The organism is Enterococcus gilvus ATCC BAA-350, assembly GCF_000407545.1.
Taxonomy (GTDB): domain Bacteria; phylum Bacillota; class Bacilli; order Lactobacillales; family Enterococcaceae; genus Enterococcus_A; species Enterococcus_A gilvus.
In genome coordinates this window covers 778,386-797,947 of record NZ_ASWH01000001.1, presented here as the reverse complement: position 1 = coordinate 797,947, position 19,562 = coordinate 778,386, and the positions used below count along the sequence as shown (strand labels likewise).

Annotated in this window: 15 protein-coding genes; 6 read left to right on the top strand and 9 right to left on the bottom strand. The window is 42.5% G+C overall.

Annotated elements, in window-relative coordinates:
* The 4 genes from I592_RS03895 to I592_RS03880 all read right to left on the bottom strand — a co-directional run bounded on the left by I592_RS03895 (window position 1) and on the right by I592_RS03880 (window position 5,828).
* Window positions 1-1,725, bottom strand: coding sequence for a phospho-sugar mutase (locus I592_RS03895; protein WP_010781522.1), 1,725 nt, complete (start codon window positions 1,723-1,725; stop codon window positions 1-3).
* A 178-nt stretch (window positions 1,726-1,903) separates the two neighbouring features.
* Window positions 1,904-4,294 carry a DEAD/DEAH box helicase family protein gene (locus tag I592_RS03890; RefSeq protein ID WP_010781523.1) on the bottom strand — a complete coding sequence of 797 codons (2,391 nt, stop codon included), beginning with the start codon at window positions 4,292-4,294 and terminating at the stop codon, window positions 1,904-1,906.
* Window positions 4,295-4,483: 189 nt separating this feature from the next.
* Window positions 4,484-5,398, bottom strand: a complete 915-nt coding sequence (gene trxB / locus I592_RS03885; protein ID WP_010781524.1) for a thioredoxin-disulfide reductase — start codon at window positions 5,396-5,398, stop codon at window positions 4,484-4,486.
* A 211-nt stretch (window positions 5,399-5,609) separates the two neighbouring features.
* Window positions 5,610-5,828, bottom strand: coding sequence for a YneF family protein (locus tag I592_RS03880; RefSeq protein WP_010781525.1), 219 nt, complete (start codon window positions 5,826-5,828; stop codon window positions 5,610-5,612).
* Window positions 5,829-6,125: 297 nt separating this feature from the next.
* Between I592_RS03880 and proB the strand changes: the two genes are divergently transcribed.
* On the top strand, window positions 6,126-6,926 hold the full coding sequence (gene proB / locus I592_RS03875) for a glutamate 5-kinase (RefSeq protein ID WP_010781526.1): 801 nt from the start codon (window positions 6,126-6,128) through the stop codon (window positions 6,924-6,926).
* Window positions 6,927-6,931: 5 nt separating this feature from the next.
* On the top strand, window positions 6,932-8,179 hold the full coding sequence (locus I592_RS03870; RefSeq protein ID WP_010781527.1) for a glutamate-5-semialdehyde dehydrogenase: 1,248 nt from the start codon (window positions 6,932-6,934) through the stop codon (window positions 8,177-8,179).
* A 41-nt stretch (window positions 8,180-8,220) separates the two neighbouring features.
* Here I592_RS03870 and I592_RS03865 read toward each other — a convergent pair whose 3' ends face one another.
* From I592_RS03865 to tyrS, 3 genes are all read right to left on the bottom strand, one after another.
* Window positions 8,221-9,111: a deoxyribonuclease IV gene (locus I592_RS03865; protein ID WP_010781528.1), complete on the bottom strand. Its 891-nt coding sequence runs from the start codon at window positions 9,109-9,111 to the stop codon at window positions 8,221-8,223.
* Between the two features lie 23 nt (window positions 9,112-9,134).
* Window positions 9,135-10,040 (bottom strand): AEC family transporter, encoded by a 906-nt coding sequence (locus I592_RS03860; RefSeq protein ID WP_010781529.1) that lies wholly within the window; start codon window positions 10,038-10,040, stop codon window positions 9,135-9,137.
* 103 nt (window positions 10,041-10,143) lie between these two features.
* Window positions 10,144-11,406: a tyrosine--tRNA ligase gene (tyrS, locus tag I592_RS03855; protein WP_010781530.1), complete on the bottom strand. Its 1,263-nt coding sequence runs from the start codon at window positions 11,404-11,406 to the stop codon at window positions 10,144-10,146.
* Between the two features lie 333 nt (window positions 11,407-11,739).
* On the opposite strand from tyrS, the gene I592_RS03850 reads away from it, so the two are divergent.
* The 4 genes from I592_RS03850 (at window position 11,740) to I592_RS03835 (ending at window position 15,858) form a co-directional block, all read left to right on the top strand.
* A complete protein-coding gene (locus I592_RS03850) occupies window positions 11,740-14,112 on the top strand; it encodes a transglycosylase domain-containing protein (protein ID WP_010781531.1) in 2,373 nt (790 codons plus the stop codon).
* 150 nt (window positions 14,113-14,262) lie between these two features.
* Window positions 14,263-14,484, top strand: a complete 222-nt coding sequence (locus I592_RS03845) for a DUF2829 domain-containing protein (protein ID WP_010781532.1) — start codon at window positions 14,263-14,265, stop codon at window positions 14,482-14,484.
* Window positions 14,481-15,233 (top strand): 3-oxoacyl-ACP reductase, encoded by a 753-nt coding sequence (locus I592_RS03840; protein ID WP_010781533.1) that lies wholly within the window; start codon window positions 14,481-14,483, stop codon window positions 15,231-15,233. Before I592_RS03845 ends, I592_RS03840 begins: the two co-directional genes overlap by 4 nt.
* A gap of 118 nt (window positions 15,234-15,351) precedes the next feature.
* Entirely contained in the window at window positions 15,352-15,858 is a 507-nt protein-coding gene (locus I592_RS03835) for a QueT transporter family protein (RefSeq protein ID WP_010781534.1), read from the top strand.
* A 30-nt stretch (window positions 15,859-15,888) separates the two neighbouring features.
* Here I592_RS03835 and treC read toward each other — a convergent pair whose 3' ends face one another.
* Entirely contained in the window at window positions 15,889-17,511 is a 1,623-nt protein-coding gene (treC, locus tag I592_RS03830; RefSeq protein WP_010781535.1) for an alpha,alpha-phosphotrehalase, read from the bottom strand.
* A gap of 15 nt (window positions 17,512-17,526) precedes the next feature.
* Entirely contained in the window at window positions 17,527-19,473 is a 1,947-nt protein-coding gene (gene treP / locus I592_RS03825) for a PTS system trehalose-specific EIIBC component (protein WP_010781536.1), read from the bottom strand.
* Between the last annotated feature and the right edge of the window lie 89 nt (window positions 19,474-19,562).

Sequence of the window (19,562 nt, the reverse complement as noted above, 5' to 3'; positions counted from 1 at the left end):
TTATTCAGCGATTTTACGGATTGCTTCCTCATAGGTCGCAATTTTTTCTGCAGCAGCCTCATGAGAATCGCCCTTCACGCCGATATAGAATTTGATTTTTGGTTCTGTACCAGAAGGTCGGATGGCTAACCACGTTTCATCTGCCAAAGTATATTTCAACACATCGGAGGATGGCATATCGATGGATTTCTCTGATCCGTCAGCACTCACAGCTTTTGATGTTTTGAAATCTTCCGTTAATACAACTGCTGTATTGGCAAACGATTTTGGTGATTCGCTCCGCAGGTTCCCCATGATCGCTTTGATTTCTTCGGCACCCTTTTCTCCGCTAAGTGTAACCGAAATAGTTTTTTCTGCATAGTAGCCGTATTCTTCAAAAATATCCTGCAACCCATCGTACAATGTCTTGCCTTGCTTTTTGTAATACGCAGCTACTTCAGCCAATAACACCAATGCTTGGATCGCATCCTTGTCACGAACAAATGATTTGATCAAATAGCCGTAGCTTTCTTCAAAGCCAAACATGAACGTTTGAGAATGGTCTTCTTCGTATTGTTGGATCTTTTCAGCAATAAACTTGAACCCAGTCAAAACATCGATCATTTTTACTTTATAAGAATCTGCGATAGTCGTTGCTAATTCACTTGAAACGATTGATTTCAAAACGACAGCATTTTCAGGTAATGTCCCTGCTTGTTTGTGCGCTTCTAAAATGTAGCGAATCATGATCGCACCGATCTGATTGCCCGTTAAGACTTCATAGCGCCCATCTGGAAGACGAACAGCAGCGCCAAGACGATCGGCATCAGGATCTGTTGCGATCAACAGGTCTGCGCCTTCTTGTTCCCCCAATTTTATCGCATATTCAAACGCGGAATGCTCTTCAGGATTTGGTGATTTTACTGTTGAAAAATCTGGATCTGCAACAGCTTGTTCCGGTACCAGCACAAATTTTTCAAAACCAGCTTGCGCTAAAGCTTTTTCCCCCAGCATTTTCCCAGTGCCGTGTAATGGCGTGTAAACCAGCTTCAGTTCTTTGCCCATTTCGTTGATCAGCTCTTGATTGATCGTTACAGATTTGATTTCTTTCAAATATTCCGTATCGACCTCTTCGCCGATGATCGTGATCAATTCGCTGTCTTTGATTTCGTCATCAGATAATACTTCAATTTCTAACGGATTCTCCACATCTCGTACAAAACGAGTCAATGCATCTGCATTTTCTGGCGGCATTTGGCCCCCATCTTCCCCATAAACTTTGTAGCCATTGTACTCTGCCGGGTTATGAGATGCCGTGATCATGATCCCCGTGAAGGCATTTTCAAAACGAACGGCAAAAGATAATTCCGGTGTTGGCCGCAAGCTTTCAAATACAAATGATGGGATATCATGCTTAGCTAATGTTTTTGCTGCTTCCATAGCAAATTCTGGTGACATGTGGCGTGAATCATAGGCAATCGCTACACCACGACGTTTTGTCTCGGGATCTTGTGTATCCATAAAACGAGCCAATCCTTCTGTTGCTTGACGAATGGTAAAAATATTCATCCGATTGACACCAGGTCCTAAAACGCCTCGCATACCTGCTGTTCCAAATTCTAGCTGTTTATAAAATGCATCTTTTTTACGTTCTGGATCTTCCTCTAAATCTTGTAATTCTTTGCGCATTTTTTCATCTAATTTATCTGAATCAATCCATTGTTCATAAACTTGTTCCCAAGACATGAAACACACCTCTTTCAAAATTTTCTTACCATTTAAGTATACCATTAGTGTTATATTCAGCAAAGAAAACTTACATCATATTCGACTCGCTAGTAAAAAGAAATGCTATTTTTTGTAAAGATTCCCAGAAATACTCGTTTTGTTTATCCCCCTTATTATAAGAAAGATTCTTAAATTATCACCGCCAAATTTTCCGTTCGATAATGGCTAAGGTATCAGAAGCTTGCAGCGTATTCAATCGTGCACGGATCAACTGCTTCCGTCCAGAAATATTTTTTGTATAAAAGATCTCCGCAGATAGCCCCTGTTTTTTTACGGCTGACAAAAAGGTGTATGCTGCCTTTTTATTTTTACTGTAGCGGCTTGGTATTCCGAAGTATTCTTTTTTTATTTTTAGAAGATAGCGCGGCGTGTCGATCTCCCCCAGCAGTTCATCAGCCAATACATTGAATAATTTCTCTTGATGATAACTTGCGACGATTTCGCAGGAAAATGATGCTTCATTCCAATCAACGATCAGAGGTGTTTTCTCAGAAAGTATCCCTTCATCGAAGAGCAATCGATAAAGCGCTCGAATCAACTTCTCCCGCATCTGACAAGAGTTTTCCCAGCTTCTCCTTCTTTTTCTTTCTTTAAAATAGGATGGCAGAATCCCTCTAAAAAAGGCTTGGAACAGAGTTAACGTTTCGGTTCTCTTGACGTTCAACGAGAGTGCTTCACTCTGTCTATCCACTTCTTTCGGCTGACTACGAACAAACAAAGGCATTGCCAATCGAGACCCTTGCTTCAAGGCGGTCTTCCAAAGCAAGAACTGCTTCTGCCGTTCTTTTGCTCGGTAAAGATTGTTTTGTGTGTAACCAGTGATCGCCTGGCTATCTGGTACATCGGGCAATTCGAACCGTTCAATCCCTGTGGTGATCATAGGTGAATCTTCCATCGAACTTAAGCCTTCAATATAGGTCAAACGCTTCAAAACAGATGAAAAATGTGGCTGTTCTGTAAAGGGGCTATTGGGATAAATAGCTCCGATATGCCAAATATTAGTAAATTTCTCTTCTCCAAATCGACGCAATCCTCGGCCGCGAATCTGTTGCGTTTGAACATACGAACCGGCCGCATTTCCCATGATGATCGTATTGACAGCCGGACAATTCCACCCTTCACCTAGCAAGCTTACTGTCCCAATCAAAAGATGGATCTCCCCTGTGTTCAGCAGTTGCGTAGCCAGCGCCAATAAGTCACTGCGATTTTTATCCGTCATCGCTAGATACCTATAGTCACCAAGCACCTTTTCTCTTTGATATTCCTTGTACGCTGAAAAATAGGCTTGATATAGTTTTTCATTGATAATGAGAAACTCACCGCAGACCGCTGCCAAAGAGGTTTCCGGACGAATCAGGCCTTTTAGCGATAAGAAGGCCGGGGCAACCCCATATTCTAAATAAGCCTCTTTCCCAGCTAAAACTTCTTGCTTTATGTAATCAAAGAGGAGGACACACCGAAGTTCGGTTCCCAAATAGCTTTCTTCCTTCACCACGATATGTTCGATTGCTTCCTTCATTAACACGATAGTTGAATGATTCTTTTTTTCAAAATCAGGGAAAAGCTGGAGTTTTTCATCATACAGCCAACCTCTTTTCGCGAGGTATTGAAACACCTTTAATTCTGGTGCTGCCTGATATAGATACTGGTACAAATCAACGAGACTTTTTCTTGTCTGCTGAGGGATCGTAAACTTGTTTCGCTTAGTTCCTAATACCCGCCAATGATCCTCACTGAATTGATAATTTTGCTCATTTAAATAGAATAAACAGCTCAAGTAACTCTCAAAATTTTCATAGATAAATTCTGTTTGGGTGAGGGGGTGTTGGATAAACTCCTGAATCAATAAAAAATCCGTCACTTCTTGCTGGCTGCAAAGAACCTCCACGATTTGATTTTGCTTCTCTAAGAATTCATCATATTGCGCCTGCAATTCCTTTGTAACGGGAGCCAAATATACATAATCCTGATAGGGAGTAAGAACCTCTTCATTGATCAATTCAGAAACAGATATCTCTTCATCAATGGCTCCGGTCAGTCGAATGTACGTACGCCATTCCTTTTGATTTGCATCGAACGGCGGTGTCGCTGTCAGGGCCAGTGTCTGCAACCCCTCAGCCTCTTCTTTCAAATTCAGAAGCAGATCAGACCAGCTTTTCTTTAAATGATGTGATTCATCCATCACTAGAAAGCCGATTTCCTGTTGGGAAAAATAATCTTGAAGTTCCTTTCTTTTACTATATACATCTTGATAAGTGGTAACGGTGATTCTTTTTGAAGAAAAAAGGTCTTCTGAGAACTCCCATTGTGGAAAATCCTTCTGAATCACTTCGATCCATTGTTTTTTTAATAGTAATGAAGGGACGAGAATCAACGTTTTTCTTTGAATCTTCTCTACAAGCGCCATTCCTAAAATTGTTTTTCCTGATCCCGGTGGCGCAACGATGTGGATACTGTCATTATCCAAATAATGAGTCAATTGATCCATTACTCGTTGCTGGTATGCACGTAATTTTATCGTTGACACAGGCTTTCCTCCCGCCGTTCTAACAATTATTTTTAAATTTCTCGCTGAAAGCGCGTAATAGTTTTGGACAATTGTAGCATGATTTCCCTTTTGATGGTTATTTAGTCAAAAAAAAGCATCTAATCAATGATTAGATACTCTTTCCTTTTTCTGATCACAGCCGACTGTTTAGTCGACTATACTCATATGTTAATCTTGTGCTTCAATGTATTTATAGACTTGTTGGCCTGCGATCCCGCCTTCACCAACAGCCGTCGTGATTTGACGCAGATCCTTTTCACGTGCATCGCCGATAGCGAAAACACCAGGGATTTTCGTCTTCATTTCAGGATCTGTTTCGATCCATCCAGCAGCATTGGTGATCCCGCTAGCTTTAAACGGTTCTGTCAATGGTTCCAATCCTACATAAATGAAGGCACCATCCGCTGGTTCCAAATGAACTTCCTCCGTTTTAACGTTACGGATTTGCGCACCTGTCACCACCATCTCGTTTCCGACGATTTCTTCTACAACGCTGTCCCAAATAAATGAGATTTTTTCATTTGCAAACGCACGGTCTTGAATAATTTTTTGTGCTCGCAATTCATCCCGACGGTGAACAATAACGACCTCAGAGGCAAAGCGAGTTAAGTAGATCGCCTCTTCAACTGCTGAATCGCCACCGCCAACAACGATCAAACGTTTGTTGCGGAAAAAGGCACCATCACAAACCGCACAGTAAGATACACCGCGGCCAGCAAAAGATTCTTCTCCAGGCACACCCAATTTCCGATGGACACAGCCTGTCGCAATAATGATTGTTTTTGCTTCGTAGCTTTGTTCTTCCGTGATGACTTCTTTGTAATCCCCGTGATCTTTGATATCTTGGACAATTCCATAGGCATTTTCAGTCCCGAATTTCGAGACACCGTCATACATCTTCATCGCAAGTTCTGGACCCATGATCGATTCAAATCCCGGGTAATTTTCTACTTCAGCGGTATTGTTCATTTGTCCGCCTGGCGCACCACGTTCAATTAAAAGAACTTTTAAGTTCGATCGTGAAGCATATAAGGCTGCGGTCATCCCTGCTGGACCCGCGCCGATAATAATTACATCATACATTCAGACATTCCTCCCGTTCGCCTTTACTTTACAACCCAGAATATGTTCTGTCGACAAATCTGCTTACTTTTAGTAATTACATGCTTTTCTTCATCAGCCGTGCCTATAAAAGATTCACGCGACTTTGCTCCAGCAGATTTGTTTTGGCGATTCTTTTCAGTGCTAATCAAAAAAGAAGGGCAATCATCAAACGACGATTGTCCTTTCAAAATTACTGTTGGTTTTTCATTTGCTGCATCATTTGACGAATCTTTTTCTCTGAAGGCTTTTGACCCATCGACATCATCATTTGGCGCAACATATCCTCATTGATTGGAGGATTCTTTTTGAAATAGTCTTGCATATATTTACGAGCTAAGAAGAAACCGCCGACAGCACCTAATAGTGCAGCGATTACTGCGATCAATACTACGATTCCAGTTGATACCATTTTCACCGCTCCTTTCCTGACACATTCTCATACATTTTACTAGAAGAGCTCACAAAAGAAAAGCCGTTTTAATGAACTTCAAATGCCTAAGTGGAATTTTATTTCAATCTTATCGCTTGTTTTATAAAGAATCCAATTTTTTTAAATGATAAAAAAATAAAGCGTGTTAGATTTCTTAAGTCCCAGATAAATAAAAAAAACCGAGAATTCGTAAATAATTGATGAAATATTAATTAGAATATGATAAAATCCAAAACAATATCTTCCTCGCTGGTGGCTAAGTGAAGAGGTGGAAACATGAGAGACTTTTTAAGATCCGTGAATCGGATCGTGGTGAAGATCGGGACGAGTTCCTTGATCCATCCAAACGGCAAGATCAATTTTGCTGGTATTGATCAATTAGCATTTGTACTCACTGACCTTTGTAATCAAGGGAAAGAAATAATATTAGTTTCATCCGGCGCCATCGGTGTTGGGATGGACAAACTCAGTATTCCAGAACGTCCGCAAGACATTCCAATACAACAAGCGGTTGCGGCGGTCGGGCAATCTGAGCTGATGCACATCTATAATCAGCGCTTCTTAGTTTATAGTCAGCAGACTGCGCAAGTTTTATTGACACGTGACGTCGTAGACTTTCCTGAGAGTCGCAAAAATGTAATCAACACATTGGAGCAGTTGCTTTCAATGGGAATCGTTCCTATTATCAACGAAAACGATACCGTCGCGGTCGACGAAATGGACCACACAAGAAAATTTGGGGACAATGATGAATTGTCAGCGATCGTCGCGCAATTGATGGACGCGGATGTCTTGATCATGTTAAGCGACATTGACGGCTTTTATTCTGATAATCCTTCAAAAAACAAGCAAGCCGTCCTATACTCGACCATTTCAACGATCAATCAAACGTTGATGGAACAAGCAGGCGGTGAAGGCAGTCGCTTTGGCACAGGTGGCATGGCTAGTAAATTGAGAGCCGCTCAAAGAGTCCTAGACTCTAACAGCGCGATGGTTTTGGCCAATGGCAAACCTCCACGAATAATTTTTGATATCTTAGCAGGTGTAGACGTCGGAACATTATTTAAGGAGGCTTAGATTGCATGGATAATTTAATGAATACGTTAGGAAAGCAGGCCAAGCGAGCGGCTCAACAATTGAGTCAATTAGAAAGCCTGCAAAAAAATGATGTTTTGATACAGATGGCGCAAGATTTAGAAGAGCAAAGTGCTGCTCTTCTATCCGCAAACCAACAGGATTTGGATCGGGCGAAAGACCATGGGATTCCTGATCCTATGATCGATCGTCTGCGCTTGACGCCAGAACGAATCAACGAAATGGCTGAAGGCATCCGTCAAGTCGCCCAATTACCTGATCCCATTGGTGTGGTAGAAAAAATGTGGCGCACAGAGGACCAATTAACGATCGGGCAGCAACGTGTCCCTTTAGGAGTCATTGGGATCATCTTTGAGTCACGACCTAATGTCACGACTGATGCAGCCAGCTTGTGTTTCAAATCCGGTAATGCAGTCATTTTGCGTGGCGGCAAAGAAGCTTTCTTTTCAAATCAAGCACTCGTTGCCCTTATGCAAAGGACACTGCGCGATCATCAATTGGACTCGGCAATGATCCAATTTGTCAACGATACTTCTCACGAGGTTGCCGCTGAGATGATGCATCTGAATGACTATCTAGATGTCTTGATTCCGCGAGGCGGCTCAGGCCTGATACAACGCGTTAAAACTAGTGCGACAGTTCCCGTCATTGAGACAGGGACTGGCAATAACCATGTGTACGTTGATTCGGCTGCACAACTAGAAATGGCTCTTGAAATTGTCAAAAATGCAAAGGCGCAACGCCCTTCTGTCTGCAATGCGATTGAAACACTGGTGGTCCATGAAAAGGTAGCAGCCGACTTTTTACCCTTGGTCGAAAAAGAGCTGACACCACTTGTTGCCTTACGAGGAGACGCACATTCGCTGAAATATTTAAAACAGGCGGATTTGGCGACGGAATCCGATTGGTCTACAGAATTTTTGGATTATATTTTGGCGATAAAAATCGTCGCTTCTATTGATGAAGCCATCGAACATATCAATCACTACAACTCAAAACATTCAGAGGCTATCGTGACAGATAGTTATTCTAATGGACAAAAATTTCTAAAAGAAGTCGATGCGGCCGCTGTCTATATCAATGCGTCTACACGATTTACAGATGGGTTTAAGTTCGGCTTTGGTGCTGAGATCGGTATATCGACTCAAAAGCTTCATGCTCGCGGGCCGATGGGCCTAGAGCAGTTGACTTCAAGTAAATACATCATCTATGGTGATGGACAAATCAGAGAATAGCAAAAAGGGATGTGCTCGATTAATGAGCATACCCCTTTTTCTTATTGTGCTTGAATTTTTTCCAACAAATCTGGATCAAATTTTTGTGATTTCAACATCGCGATTTCAAAGCCATAAGGTGGTTTTTGGTTCTTTTTATCTTCCCCAACATAAGGCGTTTCTAGAATTTTAGCCAAATCTGTCAATTTTTCATGGTGGACGATACTATTTAACGCATCAAACCCAATCGTTCCAAAACCGATGTTTGCATGACGATCTTTATGGGAACCCATCGGATTTTTTGAATCATTCACGTGGATCACTTTCAAGCGATCCAAACCGATCACACGATCAAATTCTTCTAATACACCATCAAAATCTTCCTTGACATTATAGCCGGCATCGTTCGTGTGACACGTATCAAAGGTAACAGAAAGTTTCTCGTTCAATGTAACCCCATCAATAATATATGCCAGCTCTTCAAACGTCTTCCCTAATTCTGTTCCCTTGCCAGCCATGGTTTCCAGTGCGATTTGCGCGCGTTGATCTTTGGTCAGCACTTCATTCAATCCTTTGATGATTTGATCTAACCCAGCTTTTTCTCCAGCTCCTACATGAGCTCCTGGATGCAGCGTGATCTGCATCGCCCCTAAGGCTTCTGCACGCATGATCTCCTCTCTTAGAAATTGAACGGCAAATGGAAACATTTCTGGTTTTTTAGTATTTCCTAAATTGATGATGTAGGGTGCATGCATAACGATATTCGATAATCCATGTTCCTTCATGAATGCTTCCCCCGCTGGGATATTCATCTCCTCTACTGGTTTGCGGCGTGTATTTTGCGGTGCACCACTATAAATCATAAACGTCGAGGCATCATAGCTTGCCGCTTCTTGCGCCGCCCCTAGTAACATTTCTTTTCCCTTCATACTTACATGAGAACCTAATAACATAAAAACCTCCAGATTTTTTATTTTTATAGAACCAATAATAAACTTGTCATCAACGGTAAACTGATCAAAAAGCTGAGTGAGGAGGTGAACCCGACCACTTCTGCGCGCATTCCCGCGGTCACACTGTTGATCACGCCGAATGTCGTGATCGGTCCCACAGATACGAGACACAACGCAGCTTTAATGATCGTCGGCAGCGGCAGGAACATGAACAAAGCCGCTAATAAGATCCCACCTGCATACTTTATTATTAAGACGCGCCAAACTAAGGATAACTCTTTCTTCGGCAAGCGCAGCTCTAGAAACAAGCCGATCATAAACATTGATAAAAATGTATTCGCGTTCGCAATCGGTTCGACGACTTGGAAAACGGCTGCAGGTAGATCAATTTCAAAAATACGTAAGCACAACATGATCAAGTAGCAAAGAAACGGTACTGATCGCCCTAAACGGCCCATCACATTTTTCACACTTGGCCGCTTTTCATTGCTGCCGCTGATTCCTTCGATCACGACTGTTGATCCTCCTGCCAGCATGACACTGTTCCCAATATCAAAAAAGGATAAAATCGGGATCGCCTGCGGCATAAAGCTTTGAACAAATGGAATGGCAAAATTCCCAATATTGTACCCAGAAACACTGTACATCAAGAATTCTCGTTCGACCTGCTCCTGTTTTTTTGAAAAGAAATGTCCGATCACGATCATTACAATATTCAATAAGATTCCTGCTAAGATCAGCAATAGCAATTGATTTTCTACGTCAAGAGCTCGTAAATTAACAATGATCGCTGCCGGCAATGTCACATTCACAACGATTTTTGAGATCATCGAGCCGTCAGCCTTCACAAACAAGCTCAATCGTTTCGTTAAATACCCTATTAAAATAATACCAAATAAACCCAATGAGTTTAATAAAACTGCTCTCAAATACTCACTCCTAATCCGTATTAGCCGCTCTAAAACGCTTCCCTATCACTACATAGAAAGAGGATTGCTCCAAAAATTGGTACAATCCCTTCCACGAGTATAATTAAAATTGTAAAACAAAATATTTTTTCTTGCCGCGACGAACGACAACAAACGCATCTGCCAATTTATCTTCATCGCTTAATGTGTAAGACACATCCTGGACACGATCACCATTGATGTAGATCGCTCCATTGGTTATATCTTCTCGTGCTTGACGTTTCGATTTCTCGATCCCAGCAGTGAGCAGTATTTCAACTAGATTCAACTCATCTTCTGACTGAACTTCATAGCTCGGAACATTTTTGAATCCTTGTTTAATTTCTTCCGCATTCAAGTTCTTCACATCACCGCTGAACAGTGCTTCCGAAATATGCACGGCTTGATCATAGGCCTCTTCACCATGAACTAAGACCGTTACCTCTTTCGCTAACGCTTTTTGAGCTGCACGTTGTTCAGGAGCCGCTGTGAATTCTTTTTCGATGGCTTCAATGGCTTCTAAACTCAAGAAAGTGAAGTACTTCAAGAATTTAACAGCATCGCGATCATCGGTATTGATCCAAAATTGGTAAAACTCATAAGGAGAAGTCTTTTCTGGGTCCAACCAAACGGCATTGCCTTCAGTTTTTCCGAATTTCGTTCCATCCGCCTTTGTAATCAATGGCATCGTTAATCCAAAGGCTTGTTTGCCTTCTTCACGACGAATCAATTCGATCCCTGATGTGATATTTCCCCACTGATCGCTGCCGCCCAATTGTAACAAACAGCCATAGCGTTTGTTTAACTCATAAAAGTCATAGGCTTGCAGTAATTGGTACGCAAACTCCGTGTATGAAATCCCAGACTCGATACGGCGCTTCACGCTTTCCTTACTCATCATGTAATTAATCGTGAAGTTTTTACCAACATCACGTAGGAAGTCGATCAATTTTAATTCGCCCAACCACTCATAGTTGTTCGCTACGATCGCTGGGTTTTCTTTATTTTCGAAATCAATGATTCCTGAAAGTTGGTTTTTAATGCTTTGCGACCAGTTTTGAACAGTATCCAGCGTGTTCAATTGACGCTCTGCATCTTTAAATGAAGGGTCCCCGATCATTCCTGTACCACCACCAACCAACGCGATCGGCACATGGCCGTTTTGTTGGAAACGACGCAACGTCAAGATCGGTAGTAAATGACCAATATGCAGGCTGTCCGCAGTAGGGTCAAAGCCGATATATAGTTTAACAGACTCTTCGTTTAATTGTTTTTCTAGGGCTGCTTCATCGGTTACTTGAAAAATTAAGCCACGGGCTTTTAGTTCTTGAAAAAAGTCTGAATGCATGTTTTGTCCTCCTAATTATTATTGCTGTTTTCACTAAAAAAAGTGAAACAGATGCACATTACGCATATCATTCCTATAATGATTTATACTTTCCCATATTAACTGAAAAGACGTGGAAATAAAAGCTATTCACCAGATTTCTTCGAAGTTTTGTCTCTCGAAAAGGTGGAGCGAATGGCAAAAGCCGAACAATATAATAATGTTTGTTTTGTTTTACTTAACAATTAGTTGAAGTTTTGATTACAAACATTGCATCCGCTTGTTAATGGAAGTAAAACTTTGCTATAATTCAACAGATAATTAAAATGAATAGAATCTAATGAGGTGGACTTTTTGGCTCACAAGAAAAAAATAAAGAAGCAACCGAAAAAGAGCAACAGCAGAGCAAACGCTACTTTGGGCGGACCTTTTGCCCTGAATGTTTCGCTTCGAGTAATCAAGTCTCTCCTGCTCGGATTGATCGTTGTGCTTTTCTTAGGCGGTATGCTTGTAGTTGGTATTGGAGCTGGGTATTTTGCACACCTTGTTGAAGGTACGCCAACACCGACAAAATCAGAAATGAAGCAAAAGGTTGGCGATATCGCAGAATCATCTAAACTACTTTATTCTGACGATCGGGAACTGGCGACGATTCAAGCGGACCCCATTCGTGAAAAGATTAATTCAGATGAAATCTCTGAATGGGTAAAAAAAGCATTGGTTGCTACGGAGGATGAAAACTTCTATAAACACCACGGGGTCGTTCCAAAGGCTGTCGTACGTGCGCTGCTTGGTGAAGTGGTCGGCTTCGGAGCTGGTTCCGGCGGGTCGACGCTTACTCAACAATTGATCAAACAGCAAGTTTTGACCAACGAGACGTCCTTCAAACGGAAAGCCAACGAGATCGTCTTAGCATTGGACTTAGAGAAATATCTGAGCAAAGACGAGATACTAACAGCCTACCTGAACGTCTCTCCTTTCGGTAGAAACAACAAAGGACAAAACATTGCTGGTGTGGAAGAAGCAGCCATTGGGATCTTCGGAAAACATGCAAAGGATCTAAACCTGCCGCAATCTGCCTTTATCGCTGGATTGCCGCAAAGTCCGATTGTATACAGTCCCTACACCAACACGGGGGATTTGAAACAAGATTTTTCTTTAGGGATGGCTCGGAAAAATGACGTGCTTTTCAATATGTACCGCGAACAAATGATTTCTAAAAAAGAATATGACGATGCAAAAAACTATGATCTGTCCAAAGATTTCCAAGCTCGACAAGACATGGAAGTTCAGCAGCACGGCTTCTTATACTACACCGTTTATAATGAAGCAATCACGATCGTTGCTAAGCAGCAGGCCAAAGAAGACGGGATCAGTGATGCGGATTACGGCAAAGAAGAAGTTCGTAATCGTTACGTTGAACAAGCCAAAGTCAAAATGCAAAATCAAGGATTGATCGTAAAATCAACGATCGACAAGAACATCTATGACGCGATGCAATTAGGCGTTGCTGAATATGGACAATATCTTGACGATGGTTCTGGTGCAACGATTGAACCGGGAACAGTTATGATGAACAACAAAACCGGTCGAATCTACGGGTTCGTCGGCAGTCGCGATTACAATACAAACCAAAACAATCATGCCTTCGATACCGTTCGGCAAGCAGGCTCGTCCATCAAACCGATGTTGGTCTATGGACCTGCTATTGATCAAGGTCTACTAGGCAGTCAATCGCGGATCGCTGACTATCCAATGAAGTATCAGCATGGTGAGAATGCCGGAAAAGAATTGAAAAATGCTGAGAACAAAGGATCTAAAACCTTCCAAACAACACGGGAAGCATTGGTCCAATCTACAAATATCACAGCCTATCATGTTTATCAAGACATGCTGACTAATAAAGGCTCTGATCAATTTGCTTATGACAACTATCTGAAGAAGATGAACTACCCTACTTCAAACAACTGGGGCGTGGAGTCTGCGCCATTAGGAACGACAGAAGTCTCGACCCTGACTGAAGTAAATGGGTTCCAAACATTAGCAAATGACGGGGTGTATCAACAAGGATACCTGATCGACTCGATTACAGACAGTACCGGGAAAGAGATTTACAAACACAAAGAAAATCCTGTTCAAGTCTACTCCAAAGCAACGGCCTCAATCATGAATGATTTAATGCGCAGTGTGATCAATGAACAGCACACGACGCCATTTAAATCGATCTTAAGCGGTGTAAATTATCCGCTAAGTACGGCCGATTGGGTAGGGAAAACAGGAACAACGGATAATTATGCCGACAACTGGCTGGTCGTTTCCACTCCTACGATCACCTTAGGTACTTGGACTGGGCGAGACGACAACAAGCCGATGGTGGACGGTGCGGGAAATCGCACGGCGACCTATATGGCCTATCTCGCAGGACGAATCTATCAGGTAAATCCAAGCGTCTTCGGGGAAAACGAGAAATTCGAACTCTCTGGCGATGTGAAACAGACCAAAGTCTCTGAATTTACTGGCTTGAAACCTGGCAAGGTCAGTCACAACGGAACAACGTATCAAGTACCGGGTGGTGAGACCACCTCACTATGGGCTAAAGATGGTCCAGCCGACAATACTTATGAGTTTGGTATCGGTGGAAATGACGATGATTACAAAACTTATTGGAATTCTCGAAACAAAACCAGTACTAAAAACAAAGACGACGACGCAAAAACAAACGACTAGATTTTATCTCCTCTTTACTTTTTTAAGTAGAGAGGTTTTTTGTGTTCTGCGCGTATAAATAGAACCCTCACTCCTTTATCTACTTGTAGCGCTTCTGGCTTTTTGGTATTCTACCAACAGCAACTTTATTTTGAACGGAGGAAGAATAAAATGACTTTTGAAGCAATTTTACCTGAATTAAAAAAAGGCGCTAAAATCATTCGTGATGGCTGGGGCGGCTTTGAACTCTATGTAACATTGGTAGAAGGCGAGCAATTTGATGGCTCCCCCGTTACTCCTTATTTTTTGATCAAAACAGCCGACGAAGGATTCTCCAGCTTTGCACCAACGGTTTGCGATATTTTGGCAGATGATTGGAAAATCGTCGAATGATGACTTTTGATTTTTCTGATAAAACCGTCTTTGTCACAGGCGCTGCTTCTGGTATCGGGGCGGCTCAAGCCCACGCATTTTTAACTGCGGGTGCCCATGTTTTTGCCTTTGACCTGCAAGAAAAACCTCTTCTTGAACTACAAAAAAAATTCCCTGAACAGTTTTCTTTTTGTCTTGGGGATGTTCGTACTAAAACCGATTTGCAGCGAGCCATTCAAACCTGCCATGAGGTTTTCGGAACAATCGCTATTTTACTGAATACTGCAGGTGTTTTGGATGCCTACTTGCCCTTAGCAGAGACGGAGGAAGATTTGTGGGATCGAATTTTAAATACCAATATAAAAGGAACCTATACCCTCACTAAATTGGTGTTGCCTGAGCTCCTTGAAAACCAGGGGACGGTGATCAATATGGCTTCCATCGCTGGCCTTGTCGCTGGTGGAGGCGGCATCGCTTATACGACCAGCAAGCATGCCATCGTTGGCTTCACGAAACAATTGGCATTGGATTATGCTGCGGAGGGTCTTCACGTCAATGCTCTGGCACCGGGAGCGATCCAGACTCCGATGAATCAAGCGGACTTTGCTGGCGACGGCCACATGGCTAAGTGGGTCGCTGAAGAAACGCCCGTTAAACGCTGGGCGACTCCTGATGAAGTTGCGTATGCGACATTGTTTTTAGCAAGTGATCACGCCCGCTATATGCAAGGGACTATTTTGCCGATCGATGGCGGGTGGCTGTTAAAATAGCTTGCATTTTTTTTGGAATCCTCTATCATGAAGTTTAGCGAGAAAATCGCACTGCGGCACTTCAATCCTTTGGTCGCAGTTATCAACGAGGCCTTGTCTCGTAAAGGAGAATGATACGATGCATCTTGAGAAAAGTTCAGCGCAACGCTGGACGACCACCGATACGGCAAAAATGGCCGTTGTAACAGGACTGTACGTTGCAGTAACTGTCGTTTTATCTGTCATCAGCTTTGGCGCGATCCAATTTCGATTGGCGGAAATGTTCAACTATTTACCGCTTTTCAATAAGCGGTACACCCTTGCAGTGACTTTAGGGGTCGCGATTGCCAACTTGGCTTCTCCGCTTGGAATTGTCGATGTTTTATTTGGCAGTATTTCTACCTTGATCGTTTTACTCATTTGTCGAGGAATTACTAGAAATATCGCAAGTCTTAAGAAAAAAATGATCGTTACCGCATTGCTTTTTTCTTTTTCCATGTTCACCATTGCGGGTCAATTGACTGTGCTGTATCAAGCACCATTTTTCTTTAATTGGCTGATCATTGGTTTAGGGGAACTGCTCTCTATGGGATTAGGCGGTGTACTGATCTATTTAATAAATAAACGAATCGATTTAACAAAATAGACGCGTGAGCAAAATGCTCACGCGTCTTTCTTAACGATAAATCGCTAGTGACTGATACGGTTTTAAGGTCAGCTCTTTACCAACCACTTCTGTGCTGTAATTATCAATCAGCACCTGCCCAGCAGCAAATTCCTCAGGCACCTCGATCGTTGTTTCCTGCGGGAAAAAGTTGTTCAACACGAGCAAGGAATGACCGTCTAATCGGCGGATGTACCCATAAAGCTGCGGATGATCCGGCAGAAAGGCTTCATAGCTTCCTTCGGCGATCACAGGATACTCTTTTCTAAGTTTGATCAGCTGTTGATAGTAGCTAAAGATAGAGCCTTCTTGCAACTCCTTTGCCACATTGATTTCATTTGCTGATTTTCCTAGTCCTATCCAGGGAGTCCCTTTAGAAAATCCACTGTACTCACCGCTGTCCCACTGTATCGGCGTCCGGGAATTATCACGGGATTTTCTTTTGACGATCTCAAAGGCTTCTTGCTTTGTCTTTCCTTCAACGAGTAATTCTTGGTACGCATTTAGACTTTCTATATCGACGTATTGTTCCATCGTATCGAAGTCCGGGTCCAGCATCCCGATCTCTTCTCCCATATAAATGTAAGGTGTGCCTCGGTTCAGATGAATCGCACCCGCCAGCATTTTCGCTCCGGCTACGCGGTAGTTATCCACATCAATAAATCGATTTAGTGCGCGCGGCTGATCGTGATTATTCCAAAAAAGAGCATTCCATCCATTCTCCTCACTCATTTGCGTTCCCCAAGTATGAAACAATTCTTTCAGCTTCGCAAAATCAAAAGGCATTTGTGTCCATTTTTTTCCATCTTGATAGTCCACCTTCAAATGATGGAAATTGAAGGTCATGTTTAATTCTTTCCGTTCGGGCTTCGTGTATAAAATACATTCCCCGACCGTTGTAAAACTCATTTCACCTACTGTGATTATTTCGTCGTCATTGCCAAACGTCTCTTGATTCATTCCATGAATGTAATCGTGGTTGATCGGCCGATCCGTATAGGCGGGTTTTCCATCATTTTCGGAACAGTCTTTCAACACCTCATCTTTACCGATCAAATTGATAACATCAAAGCGGAAGCCCTTGACTCCCTTGTCCATCCAAAAACGCAGGACCTCATACAGTTCTTCTCTCACTTCGGGATTGCGCCAATTCAAGTCCGCCTGTGTCTTATCAAAAAGATGCAAGTAATATTTCCCTGTTTCTCCAAAAGGCGCCCAGGCATTTCCTCCAAATTTTGAGACCCAGTCGGTTGGTTCTTCTCGTAAAATAAAGTAATCTTGGTATTTTTTTTCACCTGCTAACGCTTTTTGGAACCATTCATGGTCTGTTGAGACATGATTGAAAACCATATCCAGCATGACTTCAATCCCATGTTCCTTTGCTGTCTTCATCAAATTCTCAAAATCAGACATGGTTCCGAACATTGGATTGATCGCTGTATAATTTGCCACATCATAGCCATTATCATTTTGCGGGCTTGGGTAGATTGGACTTATCCAAATCATATCCACTCCCAAGCGTTTTAAATAAGGAATTTTTTGCTTGATTCCTAGTAGATCCCCCACGCCATCATGATTCGTATCTAAGAACGATTTAGGGTAAATTTGATAGATTACTTTTTCTTTAAAACTCATCTCATCCTCCGATTTCTACAATTGTGTTGCGATCAAGATTTTTTCATCATTTGTGACTTTTGCTTCTTCTAACAGCGGATCTACTTGATAATCCGTTGAATTGGTCACAATAATCGGCGTCTGTACTTCATAGCCTGCCGCTTTGATAGCATCCATATCAAATTCCATCAAGAGCTGGCCTTGCTTCACACTGTCGCCTTGACTGACATGGCTTGTAAAATATTGGCCGTCTAACTGAACGGTGTCGATCCCAATATGGATCAATACTTCTGTTCCCTCATCACTCACTAAGCCAATTGCGTGCTTCGTTGGAAAAAGCAGACTGATTTGTCCGTCGAAGGGCGCATACAATTTCCCTTCGCTAGGATCGATGACCACGCCTTGTCCCATCATCCCTTCCGCAAAAACAGGATCTTTCGCACTGCTCAAAGGATGCAGCATACCCGCGATCGGCGCAAATAATTCAACTACAGCGCCAGTTTTTTTAGGCGCCTCACTCCCTAATGTAGGAACATTTTCCTCTTCGATACGATCAATTTTATTGAACAAACCGATGCGTCGGAAAGTCAAAGTCAAAATGAACGGTACGGCGATCGCAATCAGCATCCCGATCCCGAAGATCAAATAGTCTTGCGGACGAATGGCTAAAATTCCCGGCAGTCCACCGACACCGATTGATAATGCCCGTACTTTGAATAATGTAACGAACAGTCCTGCGATACCGCTGCCGATCATCGCTGCGATGAATGGATAGGTGTATTTCAGGTTGATCCCGAACATGGCTGGTTCCGTTACCCCTAACCAGGCAGAGATCACGGATGGAATGGATACTTGTTCTTCCTTCTTATTGCCGCGGTGAGCAAATACGATTGCTAAAACCGAAGCCCCTTGAGCAATATTTGATAAACAGATCATGGGCCATAAATTCGTTGAACCAAAGTCCGCGATCAATTGCGAGTCGATCGCTAAGGTCGTATGGTGCAGGCCGGTGATAACCAGAGGCGAATAGAGCGCTCCGAATATTCCGCCGAATAACCAGCTGAAGCTTGATGTTAATCCTGCATTAACTACCGCAGATATCCCTGTTCCGATTTTCCAGCCAATTGGTCCTAAAATAATATGTGCAGCCAGGATCGTTGGAATCAATGAGAAGAATGGCACAAAAATCATAGAAACCGCTTCTGGAATATGCTTACGGAAGAACCGTTCTAGATAAACAAGCAGGAATCCTGCCAGCATCGCCGGAATAACTTGCGCTTGGTACCCGATTTTATCAACGGTAAAGAAACCAAAATCCCAAGTCCAATTCTTTGCAATCTCAGCAGCAGTTGTTCCATTTACTGCATAGGCATTCAACAATTGCGGGGAGACTAACGTGATCCCTAGGACAATTCCAAGAATCTCCGTCGCGCCCATCTTGCGAGCGATACTCCAGGTAATACCAACTGGTAAGAAGTGGAAGATCGCTTCACCTGGTAACCATAAGAAGCCGTTGACGCCGTTCCAAAAAGTAGAAGCTTCAGCGATTGTTTGTCCATTGAGCCACCCCATCGGAACAGCTTCCAAAATATTTCGAAATCCTAAAATCAAACCGCCGACAATAATTGCTGGTAATAAAGGGGTAAAAATTTCTGCTAAAACAGTAATGGCCCGTTGGACGGGGTTTTGATTTTGCTTCGCCGCGGATTTTGCGGCTTCTTTTGAAACGCCTTCAATTCCAGATGCTTTGACAAATTCATTGTAAAAAACGGCGACATCGTTTCCAATAATGACTTGGAACTGGCCTGCATTGGTGAACATTCCTTTTACGCTAGGAATGTCTTCGATACGTGCTTCATCTGCTTTTTTTGGATCGTTTAATACAAAACGCATCCGTGTGGCACAATGTGTCACAGCAGAAATATTTTTCTTGCCGCCAATTGCCTCGAGAAGCTCCTTCGTATCCTTTTCATATTTCCCCATGTTTTTTCCCTCCGAATAATTTAACTTGTATGGATAAGTTCGATTGCTATCTTTACTATATAAGGTTTCAACATTTTTGTAAATCGCTT